12 protein-coding genes are annotated in these 14,982 nt (G+C 58.3%); 9 read left to right on the forward strand and 3 right to left on the reverse strand.

Annotated elements, in window-relative coordinates; translation table 11 throughout:
* The first annotated feature begins 56 nt into the window (after nt 1–56).
* The 3 genes from ABD827_RS00220 (at nt 57) to ABD827_RS00230 (ending at nt 3,765) form a co-directional block, all read left to right on the forward strand.
* Nucleotides 57–986: a LysR family transcriptional regulator gene (locus tag ABD827_RS00220; protein ID WP_344961257.1), complete on the forward strand. Its 930-nt coding sequence runs from the start codon at nt 57–59 to the stop codon at nt 984–986.
* A gap of 193 nt (nt 987–1,179) precedes the next feature.
* Nucleotides 1,180–2,289 carry an NAD/NADP octopine/nopaline dehydrogenase family protein gene (locus ABD827_RS00225; RefSeq protein ID WP_344961259.1) on the forward strand — a complete coding sequence of 370 codons (1,110 nt, stop codon included), beginning with the start codon at nt 1,180–1,182 and terminating at the stop codon, nt 2,287–2,289.
* A 66-nt stretch (nt 2,290–2,355) separates the two neighbouring features.
* The gene (locus ABD827_RS00230; RefSeq protein ID WP_344961261.1) at nt 2,356–3,765 is read left to right on the forward strand and encodes a YfcC family protein; all 1,410 of its coding nucleotides are present in this window, start codon (nt 2,356–2,358) and stop codon (nt 3,763–3,765) included.
* A gap of 76 nt (nt 3,766–3,841) precedes the next feature.
* On the opposite strand, the gene sstT is transcribed toward ABD827_RS00230, so the two are convergent.
* The 3 genes from sstT to ABD827_RS00245 all read right to left on the reverse strand — a co-directional run bounded on the left by sstT (nt 3,842) and on the right by ABD827_RS00245 (nt 7,139).
* Entirely contained in the window at nt 3,842–5,062 is a 1,221-nt protein-coding gene (sstT, locus tag ABD827_RS00235; protein WP_298718509.1) for a serine/threonine transporter SstT, read from the reverse strand.
* A 395-nt stretch (nt 5,063–5,457) separates the two neighbouring features.
* Nucleotides 5,458–6,045, reverse strand: a complete 588-nt coding sequence (locus ABD827_RS00240) for an HD domain-containing protein (RefSeq protein WP_344961264.1) — start codon at nt 6,043–6,045, stop codon at nt 5,458–5,460.
* Nucleotides 6,039–7,139, reverse strand: coding sequence for a TauD/TfdA family dioxygenase (locus tag ABD827_RS00245; RefSeq protein ID WP_344961266.1), 1,101 nt, complete (start codon nt 7,137–7,139; stop codon nt 6,039–6,041). Before ABD827_RS00245 ends, ABD827_RS00240 begins: the two co-directional genes overlap by 7 nt.
* Before the next feature lie 186 nt (nt 7,140–7,325).
* On the opposite strand from ABD827_RS00245, the gene ABD827_RS00250 reads away from it, so the two are divergent.
* From ABD827_RS00250 to ABD827_RS00275, 6 genes are all read left to right on the forward strand, one after another.
* Nucleotides 7,326–8,282, forward strand: a complete 957-nt coding sequence (locus ABD827_RS00250; RefSeq protein WP_344961268.1) for a LysR substrate-binding domain-containing protein — start codon at nt 7,326–7,328, stop codon at nt 8,280–8,282.
* Nucleotides 8,283–8,391: 109 nt separating this feature from the next.
* Entirely contained in the window at nt 8,392–9,870 is a 1,479-nt protein-coding gene (locus ABD827_RS00255) for an ABC transporter substrate-binding protein (protein WP_344961271.1), read from the forward strand.
* Between the two features lie 36 nt (nt 9,871–9,906).
* A complete protein-coding gene (locus ABD827_RS00260) occupies nt 9,907–11,052 on the forward strand; it encodes an alkaline phosphatase family protein (protein ID WP_344961273.1) in 1,146 nt (381 codons plus the stop codon).
* Nucleotides 11,046–11,984: an ABC transporter permease gene (locus tag ABD827_RS00265; protein ID WP_344961275.1), complete on the forward strand. Its 939-nt coding sequence runs from the start codon at nt 11,046–11,048 to the stop codon at nt 11,982–11,984. The genes ABD827_RS00260 and ABD827_RS00265 overlap by 7 nt, the downstream gene beginning before the upstream one ends.
* A gap of 2 nt (nt 11,985–11,986) precedes the next feature.
* On the forward strand, nt 11,987–12,862 hold the full coding sequence (locus tag ABD827_RS00270; RefSeq protein WP_344961277.1) for an ABC transporter permease: 876 nt from the start codon (nt 11,987–11,989) through the stop codon (nt 12,860–12,862).
* Nucleotides 12,863–12,874: 12 nt separating this feature from the next.
* Nucleotides 12,875–14,881: a dipeptide ABC transporter ATP-binding protein gene (locus tag ABD827_RS00275; RefSeq protein ID WP_344961279.1), complete on the forward strand. Its 2,007-nt coding sequence runs from the start codon at nt 12,875–12,877 to the stop codon at nt 14,879–14,881.
* Nucleotides 14,882–14,982: the final 101 nt, after the last annotated feature.

The raw sequence follows: 14,982 nt of genomic DNA on the forward strand, positions 1-14,982 counted from the left end.
AAAAGTTAATCCGATGGGTATAATTCGGCTAAATCAGGATGACAGGCCAACCCCTTATGAAACTCTCCCAGCTCAATGCCTTCAAGGCTATTGTCGAATGCCAGACGGTCACCGCCGCCGCCGAGCGGCTTAATCTCAGCCAGCCGGCGGTCAGCCGCTTGTTGTCTGCGCTAGAGCAGCGACTGGGGTTCCAGCTGTTTATCCGCAAGGGTAACCGGCTGCAGCTCAGCGATGATGGCGAAGCCTTTTATCTGGAGGTAGCCCGGGCCTTCGAGGCCGTCTCCGGGCTGGATCAGGCCGCCGCTTCCATTCGCGCCCACCGTTTCGGGCGCCTCAATATTGCCGCCATGCCGCTGCTTTCCAACACCTTCCTTCCCCGTACCCTGGCCCGCTTTTTACACCAGTCACCGCAGATGAAGGTGGCACTGAAGACCTACCGTTCGGAAGAAGTGGTACACAGGGTCCAGAGCCAGACCACCGACATCGGCTTTGCCTTTATCGATGAGCCACTGGCCGGCGTCAGGGCCCGGCGCGTGAAATGCGAGTCGGTGTGCCTGCTGCCTGCCAGTTCGCCGTTGGCAGAAAAGTCGCATATTGATGTGGATGATCTGGCCGATCTTCCGCTGATCCGCCATGAAAAAGATGTCAGCCAGCGCCAGTTCGACGCCCTGCTGCGGCGCTATCAGTTGAATATGACCGAGCAGATAGAAGTCTCGTTGGCCACTACCGCGGCCGCGCTGGTACAAGAAGGGCTCGGCATGGCCATCACCGATCCTTTTACCGCCCGCATTGCCAGCGAGCATAACGCCGTGATAGAGCGGCCGCTGGCCTTTTCGCTGCCGTTCGAATTTGAAGTGCTCTATCCGGCTCTGCGCCCGCTCAACCGCCATGCCCAGCGCTTTATCGATCACTTTACCGCGCTGGCCGCAGACATGGGCATAGAATTAAACATGGGACCGATGCGCGATCTCTCCGAGAAAAAGTGATCTGAGTCACACTTATCTTTCGATAATAGCGGCACGCATCATAAAATTAACACCTTACTCATCAACCAATTACATATCGACACCCGCCGAAGCATGTCTTTTCTGCATGGTTCAAGAGGGCCTGTGCATTATTCTGCGCTCCCGGTTTTTCCTAGTCTGGCGCCATCAGCAATCCACCTCCAGAGGAAAAACCATGTCCACTCGTGTCTCCGTGATCGGCTCCGGCAATGCCGGCCTGACCGCCGCCTATCATTTTTCCCTGCTGGGAGCCCGGGTCTGCCTGTACGGCGCCCCCGGCTTCGATCAGCCACTGGACGACATCGCTCAACGCGGTGGTATTCAGGCCCTGCCCGAGTTCAATGGCGTGCCTCTGGAATTCGCCGGCACCCAGGCCATCGATACCCTGAGTCGCGATCTGGCCGAGGCGGTGGCTTTCTCCGATGTGCTGGTGCTGCCGGTACCTTCCTTCGCTCAGGAACCCCTGTTCAGGGCTATGCTGCCGCACCTGCGCGATGGCCAGACAATATTGCTGATGCCGGGCAATTACGGCTCCCTGGTGTTTAACCGCATCAAGCAGGAAGCAGGTTACCAGGCCCTGGACGTGACCCTGGTCGATGCCATTTCCATCCCCTGGGCAACCCGCATCGTCGGCCCGGCGCAACTGGCCATCCTCGGCATGAAAGAGCAGCTGCCGGTGGCTGCCCTGCCTGCCAGCCGCACGCAAGAGGCCATTGAGCGCCTGCAGCCGCTGATGCCGCTGCCGCTGACCGCCCTGGACAACGTGATTGCCGCCGGGCTGGAAAACATCAACTTCGGCGGCCATCCGCTGCTGACCACCCTCAACATGGGCCTGCTGGAAAACTTCAACGGTCAGTTCAATTACTACAAGGACTGCTGTTCCGTCGCCACCGCCCGGGCGGCGGCGGTCATGGAGCAGGAACGACTGGCGGTGGGCCAGGCCCTGGGCCTGACGCTGAAATCCGAACTGGAAGCCATGAACAGCCTCTATGGCCTGAACGCCGACAGCGTCCATGAGCTGAACCGTACCTCGGAAACCCACGGCAAGCTCAACAGCGCCCCCAAGTCGTCCCAGGATCGCTACATCACCGAAGATGCCGCCTATCTGCTGGTGCCCTGTTTCGAGTTCGGCCGGCTCGCCGGAGTAAAAACCACGCTGGTCGAATCCTGCCTGCATATCGACAACGCCTATAACGAAGCCGATTATTTCAGCAGCGGACGCACCCTGGACAAAATGGGCCTGGCCGGAAAATCGGTTCAGGAAATCATGGAACTGGTTGCCTGATACCCAGCCGAGGGGGCTCTCCGCCCCCTCGTCGGTAATCCAGTCGATGAACACAAGGACATCCTGATGACCAAAATTAAGTTTCCCTCCGCCTATACCATACTGTTCCTGCTGACCATGGTGATAGCGGCCCTGACCTGGATCGTCCCCGCCGGTCAGTATCAGATGGAAAAAAACGAAACCCTGGGCCGCGAGGTACCGGTAGCGGGCTCCTACCAGCCGGTGGATGCCAACCCGCAGGGTATTGTCGAGATACTGATGGCCCCGGTGCAGGGGTTTTATGATCCGGCCAGCTATGCCGCCCGCGCCGTCGATGTGGCCCTGTTTGTGCTGGTGATCGGTGGCTTTTTGGGCGTGGTGACCCGCACCGGCGCCATCGATGCCGGCATCAACGGCAGCATGGCCCGGCTCAAGGGCCGGGAAAAATGGATGATTCCCCTGCTGATGGGGCTGTTTGCCCTCGGCGGCACCGTCTATGGCATGGCCGAAGAAACCATTCCCTTCTATGCGCTGCTGATCCCGGTGATGATCGCCGCCGGCTACGACAGCATAGTGGGCGTCGCCATCATCATGATCGGTGCCGGTATCGGCTGTCTGGGCTCCACCATCAACCCCTTCGCCACCGTCATCGCCTCCAATGCCGCCGAAATCAACTTCATGGACGGCTTTGGCCTGCGCCTGGCCATTCTGGTGCTGGGCTGGCTGGCCTGCGTCTTCTACGTGATGCGCTATGCCGAAAAAGTGAAACGGGATCCCTCTCGCTCCCTGGTTGCCCATCAGAAGGAAGACAACGAACGTCACTTTCTGCACGGCAAGGCACAGCAGGCACCCGAGCTGACCCGGACCCGCAAGCTGATCCTGGCTATCTTCGCCCTGACCTTCGGCATCATGATGTGGGGGGTGTCGGCGGGCGGCTGGTGGATGGCCGAGCTGTCGGCACTCTTTATCGGTGCCAGCATACTGGTGGGGCTGGTGGGCCGGCTGGGAGAAGCCGAGTTGACCGGCAGCTTCATCGATGGCGCCCGGGATCTGCTCGGAGTGGCGCTGATTATCGCCATTGCCCGCGGCCTGGTCGTGGTGATGGATAACGGCAATATCACCCACACCATACTCCATTATGCCGAGGATCTGCTGTCGGGGATGCACCAGATCGCCTTTATCAACGCCATTTACCTGATAGAGGCGGTGATGAGCCTGATCGTGCCTTCTTCCTCCGGGCTGGCGGTGCTGTCGATGCCGATACTGGCACCCCTGGCCGACTTTTCCGGCATCGGCCGCGATCTGGTGGTCACCGCCTTCCAGTCCGCCTCCGGCCTGCCCAACCTGGTGACGCCGACCTCCGGCATCGTGATGGGCGGCCTGGCCATCGGCCGGGTATCCTACGGCGTCTGGCTGAAATTTATCGGCCCCCTGCTCGGCGTGCTGACTCTGATGGTAATGGCGATGCTCAGCCTGGGGGTGATACTGGGTAATTAATTCACCGTTCAGAATCAATAAAAAAGGCCGCGGGCATCATAACGCCCGCGGCCTTTGTCGATCACCGGGCCTGAGGTCAGGCCTTGTTCTGCTCCGCCTGACAGGCGGCGGCGGTAAACAGCACGTCGGTGGAGCTGTTGAGGCCGGTTTCTGCCGAGTCCTGCAGCACACCGATGATAAAGCCCACGGCCACCACCTGCATCGCCACCTCGTTGGAGATGCCGAACAGGCTGCAGGCCAGCGGGATCAGCAGCAATGAGCCACCGGCCACACCGGAGGCACCACAGGCGGAAACGGCGGCAACCACACTCAGCAGCAGAGCGGTGGCCATGTCCACTTCTATGCCCATGGTATGCACGGCGGCCAGCGTCAGCACGGTAATGGTAATGGCGGCGCCACCCATGTTGATGGTGGCCCCCAGCGGAATGGACACGGAGTAGGTGTCTTCATGCAGATCCAGCCGCTTGCACAGATCCATGTTTACCGGAATATTGGCGGCCGAGCTGCGGGTAAAGAAGGCGGTCACGCCGCTTTCACGCAGGCACTTGAACACCAGCGGATAAGGGTTGCGACGCGTCTTGAAGTAAACGATCAACGGGTTCATCACCAGCGCGATCACCGCCATGGAGCCGAGCAACACTCCCAGCAGACGGGCGTACCCCCACAGGGCCTCGAAGCCGGTGCTGGCGATGGTGCTGGCCACCAGGCCGAAGATGCCGATGGGCGCCAGACGAATCACAAACTTGACGATACCGGATACGCCGTTGGCCATATCCCGAAACAGATGCTTGGTGGAGTCGGCACCGTGGCGCATGGCCAGTCCCAGACCGATGGCCCAGGCCAGCACACCGATGAAGTTGCCGGTCAGCAGGGCATTGACCGGATTATCCACCACCTTGAACAGCAGCGTCTGCAGCACTTCACCAATGCCCTCGGGCGGCGAGGCCTCGGCGCCGTTGGTCACCAGCACCAGCTCGGTGGGAAAGGCAAAGCTCATCACCACCGCGGTCAGGGCGGCGGCAAAGGTACCCAGCAGGTACAGCGACAATATCGGCTTGATGCTGGTCTGATTGCCATGCTTGTGATTGGCGATGGACGAGGCCACCAGCACGAACACCAGAACCGGCGCCACGGCCTTGAGCGCGCTCACAAAAAGGCTGCCGAGCAGGCCAACCGAATTGGCGGTATCGGGCAGCAAGACCGCCAGCAGGGTACCGGCGATAATGCCGATCAGAATTTGCGTCACCAGACTGACACTGTTGGTTAGCCGCAGCAGAAGAGGTTGTGCTTGGTTCATAGTCATCCTTTGATGGCAGAAAATCCATCTCATACACTAAAGATGCTGCGACTTTATAGCAGAACCGACTAGAAAAAAACCAAAAGAGCAGCATTTTGCAACAACTGACACATGTGAACCCGCTTTTATGCTGCTTTGTAGTATATAGAAAGCGATAAACCTTGTTTTTTGCAATAAACATCGCCTTTTCACATCCTCAAGTCATCACCAGCCAGTGATAAAAGACGGCTAAAACAAGTCTGGTTGATTGCCTGATAAAGAACTCTCGGGGATTGCAGCTCATCAGGTGGTCTGGAAGAAATGAAACGAGCGCTCTATGAGCGCCCGATGTTATCTATGCAAGAACGTGATTGTTTCTTGTGATCAGCCTTCAGGTCATCACACCATAGGGACCATTATTCAGCTTCTCTCGCGGGTGGCATCAACCAGCGAGCCAGCCGAGGCTTGAAATAGCTGAAGTCCGGCGTTACCAACTCGGGAGCTTTTCCCTGGTCATCCAGTCGTCGTAGCCGAATGGCCATGTCCAGATACGGATTCTCCTCCATCGCCGCCACTTCTGCCGCAGACATATCACCGCCCTGCAAGGCAAGGGAATCAATCGAAGCCTGAGACAGTTGAACCCGATAGTCGGGATCCACCGTTACCAGATAACGTTTGGCCGCCACATGAAGACGAATCGGCTCGATTATTCCCGCCGGAAAAAAATCAGCCAGCCAGGATGCAGCCGATTCCTGATGACGGTTGTCGGTCCCGGACATCAGTACTTCCGGCGGCAGTTTATTGGCATAGTGACCCACATCGTGCAGCAGCGCTGCCAGTATCACGGCTTCGGTTTCTCCCTGCTGTTCACCCAGCCAGGCAGCCTGCAGCATATGCTGAGCCATGGTCACCTCCTCTCCCAGATAAGAATCGGCGCCATGAAGGGTGAAAATGGCTTCAATCATGTCGAGAATATTCTTTGACGTCGGGGCCTGGTTCAGCATGGTTTTACTCCTGACAGGTAAAGGGTGGAATAGAGACCATCCAGATCGCTGTAGGCACCTTGCAGATGCCGGCGACCGCCATCGGTAAAGGCGGTACGGGCATGCATCACCCGGGTATTATCGAAGACAAGGCAATCACCCGCCTCAAGACGAACGGTAATCGCCAGCTCCGGAGCGGACAGCATCTCGGCCCAGAGGCGGTAGGCCCGATAGAAAGCCCTTTGCTCTTCAAACGGCAACATAAAAGGGGCAATGGAACGGTTGTTGTAGCGCACTTTGATTACCCAGCCACCATCATCGGTTTCGATAAAGGGCACCCGGCTACGCAAATCGGCCTGCTCATCACTGAACCGGTAAGGCAAGCGGACTCGGGTCAACAGTTCAAAGGCGTCCGGATGTTCTGTCTGCAAACGGGCTGCTGCCTGAAAACCATCGACCAGCAGGTTCTCGCCGCCCTCCACCTCATTGACCAGGCAATGAAGCAGCTGTACGCCAGGTACCGGATCCCGGTAGGGGTTATCGGTGTGCGGGCCAAGCCCCAGGTTACTGAACGCCAGGTTGCTGGGTGAAACAACGGTTTGCACGTCAAACAGGCGGCCATAATTGGTTTCACGCACAAAACCGAAGGTCTCGATCACCTCGAGTACCTGACCCGGTTTGCAAGGTACCCCCCGCAGCAAGACCAGACCGTTGTCGGCAACGGCAGCCAATGCCTGACGGCGGCTGTCATCCTTGCTGAGATAGTCCTGCCAGCCGACCACCGGCAATTGAAAATCGTTCCCGCACCACAGTGTCTTGCCAGACTGGCACCGATCATCCTCGGGTGTCATCTGACAGTCCCGAGCCAGCGTTGCCAGCGGATAGTTTAATTGCCTGCCCGTATTCAGATGAATCATCAGACCATCCCCCTGCCGCTCCACGGCACGGATCCCGGCCTGCCAGTCCAGATCCAGCACCGAGATCAGTCGCTGGCCATTGCCGTGACGACCGGCAGGATCATGATCCTGCAACCAAAGCACATCCAGCCGGGTTACCCGACCGTCATTCCAGGCCAGCGTCAGGCTGTCTGGTTCAAATTCGAAGTGTGTCAACATAATGTAGCTCCCGTTAGTTGGCAGCTACTCTATCGCCCGGCCATCACTGAAAAAATCGATCATTTCTGGGGCTTAACCTTAGAAATGCTGCAGCCCATGTCATCAAAACGCCATAAACACAGGGTATCAGAGATGGACTCCGACCACGTCTTGCCCTTGAAGCAAGTAACTCAAATTGGGAAGGCCATGCAATATAAAGCCCATCGTTTACCCCCGCTCAATGCGCTATTGGCCTTTGAGACCGCCGCCCGTTATCAAAGCCTTACCCGCGCCGCCGAAGAGCTGTGCGTGACTCAGGGCGCGATAAGTCAGAGAGTCAAACAGCTTGAGGAGTTTCTCAACGTCAGGCTATTTATACGCCGGGGCAGCCGTATCGAGCTCACCGATGAGGCCCGCTCCTATCTGCCCCTGCTCAGCTGGCTATTCGAATCCCTTAAAAAAGGCACGGATGAGCTGTTCCGGGGAGAGCAACTGACCCAGCTGACCTTACGGGTGGCACACAGCTTTGCCGAGCACTGGCTGATCCCCAGGCTGGCCCGGTTTCATCAGGCCTATCCGGGAATCCAGTTGCGGGTCCAGGCTACCAACCATGCCATACCGGACGAACCGGGCGAGGTAGACCTGGAAATCATCAACGGTTACGGCAACTGGCCGGATCGGGAGGCGGAGCAACTGACCGACGACAACTGGGTGGTCGTTGCCAGCCCGGCGCTACTGGTTCACTACCCCGCCGATGCCCCTCTTCACCTATTGTCTTCCTACCCGAAACTGGGATGCTACGGCTACCGAGAGGGGTGGCGAGACTGGTTCCGGCAGCAGGATAAACAGCAAGGTTATGGTTCTCCACTGATGGAGTTCAGCACCTCCAGTCTGGCCATTGCCGCCGCCCTCCAGGGCCTGGGTTTACTGCTGGTTCGCTACCCCCTGGTCAAGCAGTTGCTGGCAAGACGCGAACTCTGCCAGGCCCACCCCTATCTTATGCCCAGCCAGAGCAACCACTACCTGCTGATCCCGCCCCACAAACGCAGCCAGGAAAAAATACGGGTGTTCCGACAGTGGTTGCTACAAGAACTGGCACAGGAAAATGCACCGAAAAAAGAATCACATACGTCTCTCTCTGGTTTTACTAAGGCTGTCCCTTAGCAACCCTGTCGGCAAATGCATGAAACGGCGGCATCACATCAAAAAAACGTCATACCTCCCGGTTAAGCTCACTGGCAACTCCCCGAGATGGTTAGCGAGAACCTTAAATATGAACTGGAAATACAGCCTGGCCGGATTACTTCTGCTCTCCGGCACCACCCTGGCCCATGCCGAGACCCTGAAGACCCCTCACTGGGTCGAATTCAACGGCAAGGAATCTCTTGACCCCATTTCCCCGACCCGCTTTTATGCCGCCAACCAGCTGATCTACAACCGCTTGGTCCGCCAGGGGGAGCAGGGACAGCCAACCGCCTCATTGGCCAGCAGCTGGAGTGCCAACGCCAGTGCCGATATCTGGACCTTTCAGCTACGCCCGGATGTCAGGTTCCATAACGGCAAGACCATGACGGTGGAAGACGTCGTTTACAGCTTCAATCGCATCCTCGATCCCCAGCGTGACGCCCCGGCCCGGGCAGCCCTGTCGGTGATAGAGCAGGTCACTGCCGACGCAGATAACAGAATTACCTTCCGGCTGAAACAGCCGCATGCCGACCTGCCCATCTTGCTGATGGATTATCGAGCCAAGATAGTTCCCGTCGATTTCGACGAAGATCCCGCCTTGATGGGCATCGGCACCGGCCCCTTCAAGCTGACCAAATTCGCCCCCAGAGGCACCAGCCAGTTTGATGCCTTCACCGATTACTGGGAAGGCCAACCTAAACTGGATGGCATGGACCTGATTGGCATCCCTGATGACAACGCGCGCACCCAGGCATTACTGGCCGGCCAAATCGACTGGTCGGGCTGGAACGGCGTCAACGGCCAACAATTGCGCCTGTTTGAAAACAACCCCGGTTTTCAGTACGACTCGATTCCCACCGGAGACTGGCGTGGAATCGTCTTTCGTAACGACCACCCGGCCCTGCAGGATCCCCGGGTGCGTAAAGCCTTGAAGATGGTGCTCAATCGTCAGGAAATGGTCGAACTGCTATTCGGCAAGGCCGGCGCGACCATCTCCTGCGACAACCCGGTATGGGCCGGCGACCAGTATCGGCTGACACAACTATGTGAACAGGATATCGAGGGCGCCAGGGCGCTGCTGAACGAAGCTGGCTATCAAGACAACCTGACTCTGGATATCTACACCAGTGCCGTCGATAACTATTTTCGACCGATGACGGAAATCTATCAGCGTCAGGCAGCCTTGGCCGGTATTCAGGTCAACATACACACGGTGCCCGCTTCCGATTTCTGGAGTGCCACCTGGATGAAAAAGCCGGCCTTCAATACAGCCTGGGGCCAGCGGCCTGCCGACCAGGTCATGAACGAAATTTTCGGTGGCCAGGCCCAGTGGAACGAGTCCGACTACAACAACCCGGCATTTGACCGGTTACTGTCTCAGGCTCGTCAGGAGCTGGACAAAGAACAACGCACCCGGCTCTATCAACAGGCTCAGGCGATGCTGACAGATGACAGCAGCACCCTGATTCCCTTTCACCTGAACAACAACCGGGTGATGCGGGCCAATGTTTCCATTCCTGCCGTCGAGCACTTTGCCATTCGCTGGCACCAGGTCGACAAGTCCTAATGTCATGCGCCCTCAGGGCGCATTCTCGAGATGCTTATGTCCAAAAAACTGATTGTTATCCTGCTCGACGGGGTAGGTGCAGACCTGTTTGAACAATATCGACACCGGCTGCCGCACCTGCAGCAACTGGCACGGCAAGGTACGCTTGTCCAGCGGCTAGGCGCCGATGCCAATGCCAATTCGATGCCAGCCCGAGCCGGTATCCTGACCGGCGTGGATGCCACCCGACACGGTGTTTATGCTAACGACCTGTGGGACGGTCAGAGATTCCGCCCCGCCGCAGCCGGAGATCTGCAGGCCCCAACACTGGCACGATACGCCAGAGCCCAGGGCAAACGCGTGGCCTCCATCGGGTTTGGTCTGGTCAGTGAGGAAGACTGCGACTGGTTTCTGTCTCCCTGGTGGCAAGACGGCTGCCTGCGAGCCAAGTCCCTGAATAGCCCGGACATACATTCACTGACCGGCAATAACGAGTCGCTGACCCGGGTCGCCGCCAATGATCATCGCCTGCTCCAGCAAGCCTGGAAAATACTGGACGAAAAACGCCCGGACCTGCTGTTGCTGGAACTGAACAGTCCGGACTATTGCCAGCATGTGCTGGGGAATGACAGAGAACTGGTTGCCTGGTCGCTGGAACTGGTTGACGCCCAGCTCGGCTGTCTGTTGACCCGGTTGCGCGACAGTGATCTCGATAGTCAATACAACCTGGCCATCATCAGCGATCATGGCCACCAGCAGGTGGAAACCGCGCTGGTCGTCGAACATATAATTCCGGAAGTCAGCACTCACTGCGATGGTGGGCTTTTGTTTGTAAAACACGATGACGCTACCGACATGGTCGGCATCGGTGAAAAACTGGCCGTCTTTGGTGTCCGTGCCCTGGACAACCGTTCTTACCTTCCAACAGAAAAATGCGACCGATTGTCGGTCTTTGTCGCCCCACCCCATACCAGCTTTGAGCCCGCCGCCAAACACGGCGGCAGCCAGCCAACCGCCAAGCCAAGATATATTTCCACCCACGGCATGGGACCCGATCAGCCGGGAGATGATCGCATTGCCATCTTCGCCGGCCCGGACGTACGGCCTGCCCGGTTAGCTCGGGCAGATTCGCTGTCGGTGATGCCGCTGTTGGTCCGCCTGATGGGTCTGTTCGATGTTTGCGAGGAGCCTCAGACATGCTGATGTTGCTTTGCAGGCGCCTGGTTTACGCCTGCTTCACCCTGGCTTTTGTCGCCGGCCTGGTATTCACCGTGACCGAAGCCCTGCCGGGCGACTTCTGCACCAACTACCTGGGCCGTAACGCCACCGATAACAACCTGGCCCTGTGCCGGGACAATTTCGGTCTGAGCCAGCCGCTCGCTCAGCGCTTCCTCGCATGGAGCGGTCATCTGCTCCAGGGAGACTTCGGCCTCTCCCTTAGCACCGGACGGCCGGTGAATCAGGAGTTACTCCCCCGGATCGCCAATACCGCCCTGCTGGCCGGGCTGGCCACCCTGGCTGCCATTCCTCTGGCCCTGTTACTGGGCATGGCCAGTGCTATTTACCGGGATTCCCGGCTGGATACTCTGATATCCAGTATCACCCTGCTTGCGATGACCATACCCGAGTTTATTACCGCGACCCTGCTTACCCTGATATTCGCCATCTGGCTACCCTGGTTTCCGGCCATTAGTCTGGCCGGAGCCAACGCCGATCTGGATACATTACTTCCCAGCGCCTGGCTGCCGGCACTGACCCTGGTACTGGTCAGTACCGCTCACATGATGCGAATGATGCGCAGCAGCACCATTGACGTGCTCTCCTCCGACTTTATCAGGATGGCCCGGATCCGGCGCATCCCCACCGCAAGCCTGCTGCTACGCCATGTGTTGCCTGCTGCCATACTGCCGACGATAACCCTAGCCGCCATGACTGTCGCCTGGCTGCTGGGGGGCGTGGTCATCATAGAGCAAATATTCAACTACCCGGGTATAGGTACTCTGATGATTTCAGCGGTTTACGACAGGGATCTCCCGGTCGTACAAGCCTGTGCCCTGACCCTGTCCGCCATTTATATCGCCTGCAACCTGCTCGCCGATATCGGTGTCACCCTGCTTAACCCGAGGCTGAGATAATCATGTCTGGATCCCTGATATGGCCCGTAACACCAAGCTGCCCCCTCTGGCTGACCCGACTGACCACCAGTCGCTCCGGCCGAATCGGCGTTCTGCTGCTGGCAGGACACCTACTTGTCGCCCTGCTGGCGCCCGTACTGGCCCCCTTTGACGTCACCGCTGCCGACAGCCTCGCGGTATTACAGGCACCCGACGCCCGGTACTGGCTGGGCACAGATCACATGGGCCGGGATGTACTGAGCAGAACCCTGATGGGTGGCCGGGAGGCCATCATCACCACCTTCCCCGCCGCCCTGTTGGCCGTTGGCTGGGGTTCGCTGGCCGGCCTGTTCATCGCCATTCAGGGTGGCAGAACAGAAGACTGGAGCATGCGCCTGGTTGACGCCCTGCTGTCCATCCCCTGGCTGCTGTTCATGTTGCTGATCATCAGCATGACTGGCCCCGGCCCTCTGGTTTTCATCATGACGCTGGGTTTTTTCTACGGCATCGCCGTGATCCGGGTGGTGCTGACCGCAGCCAAAGAAGTACTGTGCCGCGATTTTGTTACCGCTGCCCGACTGCGGGGAGACGGGCATCTGGTGATCCTCCGACGCGAGATCCTGCCCAACGTACTCGACGTGATCCTGGTAGAAATCGCCATGCGCTGGTCTTGGATGCTGCTGGCATTCAGCTCTCTATCATTTCTCGGTTTCGGCGTGTCGCCGCCCACCCCGGACTGGGGACTGATGATCGCCGACAACAGAGGCTTCATGTCTTTCGCTCCCTGGGCTGTTCTCGCGCCTATTCTGGCATTGAGCAGCCTGATCATCGGTATCAATCTGGCCTCCGATGCCCTGGCCAAGAGCCTGGGCCTGGACAACACCTCCGCCGTTCATTAAGGAAACCGCATCATGTCTCATTCATTACTGGCTATCGAGGATCTGAAGCTCGGTTATCAGGACCACCAGGGAGACTTCCGGGCCGTACTGCGAGGGGTGAACCTGTCATTGGCACCAAAGGAAATTCTCGGCATCGTCGGCGAGTCGGGTTGTGGCAAGAGCACGCTGACTCTGGCCATGCTGGGCATGCTGCGCAGCGGCAGCCGGGTCGCCTGCGGATCGGTAAGCCTGAGCGGTACCCCGGTCACTCTCAGAGAACACCAGCCGGATGCCCTGATCCACCAACGGGGTATCTGTCTGATCCCCCAACAGGCGGGGCAGGCCCTGACTCCTCATATGACCATTGGCGCCCAGTTGCAGGAAATGATCCACCTGCATCAGGGCAAGGGACGGTGTAGAGCGCAGGCCATTTCGTTGCTGGAACAGGTTCGCTTGCCCACCCCGGAACAATTGCTGAACCGCTATCCCCACCAATTATCGGGCGGCCAGCAGCAGAGGGTTGTCATCGCCATGGCTCTGGCGGCAAAACCCCGCCTGCTGTTGATGGATGAACCCACCACCGGACTCGACGCCACTACCCAGGTTCATGTGTTGCATTTGCTGCGGCAGTTGCGAGACGAGCTGAATACCAGCATTGTTTTTATCAGTCATGATCTGGGAGCCGTCTCCAGCCTCTGTGATCGCATTGCCGTCATGTACGCCGGCCAACTGATAGAAACGGCCAACAAGGACGAGCTGATCGCCGCTCCCCGGCACCCTTACACCCGGGCTCTGCTCGCCGCTTCCCCGGGGTATCAGGAACAGGGACTACCTCCCGAGCTGCCCGGCGCGCCGCCCGCCACCGGCAGCCAAATAAAGGGGTGTGCCTTCGAATCCCGTTGTCCGTCTCCACAGTATCAGTGCCGGCAGCAGGCCCCCCGCTTGTCAGAACACGATGGCGTGGCCTGTCATTTCCCGCTCTACACACCACCCCAGTTGCCGACGATCCAGCAGCCTCGGCAGCTGACAGCCTCCGGGGACACAGCCTTGCTGACGGTTCAGGATCTGGCCATTCGTTATCACAAGCCCGGCTGGCTGCACAGGCTGAGACAACAAGCCGTCGTCAATACCGTAGACGATATCAACTTCATCCTGAAGAAAGGACAAACCCTGGCGCTGATTGGCGAATCCGGCAGTGGTAAATCCTCCATTCTGAAAGCCATCGCTGGCATTAACCCCATTCACAAGGGTCACTTCCAACTTCATGGTCGGGTACTCGGTGAAGGTATCGATGCCAGAACAGCCGAACAAAAGCGTGATATTCAGCTTATATTCCAACACCCGGATGCCGCTTTGAATCCTCGACTGACGATATTTCAGAGCCTGGCTCCGGTGCTGCACAAGTGGTTCGGTCTGAAGGGGGACGAATGCAGGAAACAGGCTGGCCAGCTGCTGACAGAAGTGAAGCTCAACCCCAGCTATCTAGACCGGTTGCCCGGCCAGTTATCGGGCGGGGAACAGCAAAGGGCGGCCATTGCCCGGGCGCTGGCTGCCAAACCCGAGCTACTATTGTGTGATGAAGTGACTTCGGCGCTGGATGTATCGGTTCAAGCTGCCATTCTCCGGCTGTTGGCCCGCTTACAGCAGAACAGGAATATCGGCATTCTGTTCATCACCCATGACCTCAGCCTAGTCAAAAGCTTTGCCGACAAGGTTGCCGTCCTCTATCAGGGCAGGTTGGTGCAGCTTTGTTCCACCCAGCAACTGACATCCGGTCCGCTGCATCCTTATACCCGACGACTACTGGAAGCCACCTTGACTCCGGGAACACCTATGCCTGCCGTTGAGTCTGCCGCAGGCCATGAGCTTGGCCTGCCAACCCAAGGCTGTGCTTTCCAGGGCCGCTGTGCCCACGCCATCAAGGGCACCTGTGATCGATTACCCCCGCCATCCCGGCCCTGTGGTGAAGGCTGGCTACACTGCCACCTTTCTCTGGAGGCGCTGACATTAAAAGAACCGGAAATAAAGCGAGTCGCCTGACCCACCCACTTCATCGCCTATAACACGACAACAATTAGGCAGGCTGCGATGACTGGAGCGAGATGGTTAAAGAATGCCATCTGGCTCCACTTCACTCCGAC

Source organism: Oceanisphaera sediminis, from assembly GCF_039539745.1.
GTDB lineage: Bacteria > Pseudomonadota > Gammaproteobacteria > Enterobacterales > Aeromonadaceae > Oceanimonas > Oceanimonas sediminis.

Bases quoted from the DNA above. Each gene is read 5' to 3' on its own strand.
- ABD827_RS00230 (WP_344961261.1), top strand. From the start codon at position 2,356: ATGACCAAAATTAAGTTTCCCTCCGCCTATACCATACTGTTCCTGCTG.
- ABD827_RS00270 (WP_344961277.1), top strand. From the start codon at position 11,987: ATGTCTGGATCCCTGATATGGCCCGTAACACCAAGCTGCCCCCTCTGG.
- ABD827_RS00220 (WP_344961257.1), top strand. From the start codon at position 57: ATGAAACTCTCCCAGCTCAATGCCTTCAAGGCTATTGTCGAATGCCAG.
- ABD827_RS00225 (WP_344961259.1), top strand. From the start codon at position 1,180: ATGTCCACTCGTGTCTCCGTGATCGGCTCCGGCAATGCCGGCCTGACC.
- ABD827_RS00275 (WP_344961279.1), top strand. From the start codon at position 12,875: ATGTCTCATTCATTACTGGCTATCGAGGATCTGAAGCTCGGTTATCAG.
- ABD827_RS00255 (WP_344961271.1), top strand. From the start codon at position 8,392: ATGAACTGGAAATACAGCCTGGCCGGATTACTTCTGCTCTCCGGCACC.
- ABD827_RS00260 (WP_344961273.1), top strand. From the start codon at position 9,907: ATGTCCAAAAAACTGATTGTTATCCTGCTCGACGGGGTAGGTGCAGAC.
- ABD827_RS00265 (WP_344961275.1), top strand. From the start codon at position 11,046: ATGCTGATGTTGCTTTGCAGGCGCCTGGTTTACGCCTGCTTCACCCTG.
- ABD827_RS00245 (WP_344961266.1), bottom strand. From the start codon at position 7,139: ATGTTGACACACTTCGAATTTGAACCAGACAGCCTGACGCTGGCCTGG.
- ABD827_RS00250 (WP_344961268.1), top strand. From the start codon at position 7,326: ATGCAATATAAAGCCCATCGTTTACCCCCGCTCAATGCGCTATTGGCC.
- sstT (WP_298718509.1), bottom strand. From the start codon at position 5,062: ATGAACCAAGCACAACCTCTTCTGCTGCGGCTAACCAACAGTGTCAGT.
- ABD827_RS00240 (WP_344961264.1), bottom strand. From the start codon at position 6,045: ATGCTGAACCAGGCCCCGACGTCAAAGAATATTCTCGACATGATTGAA.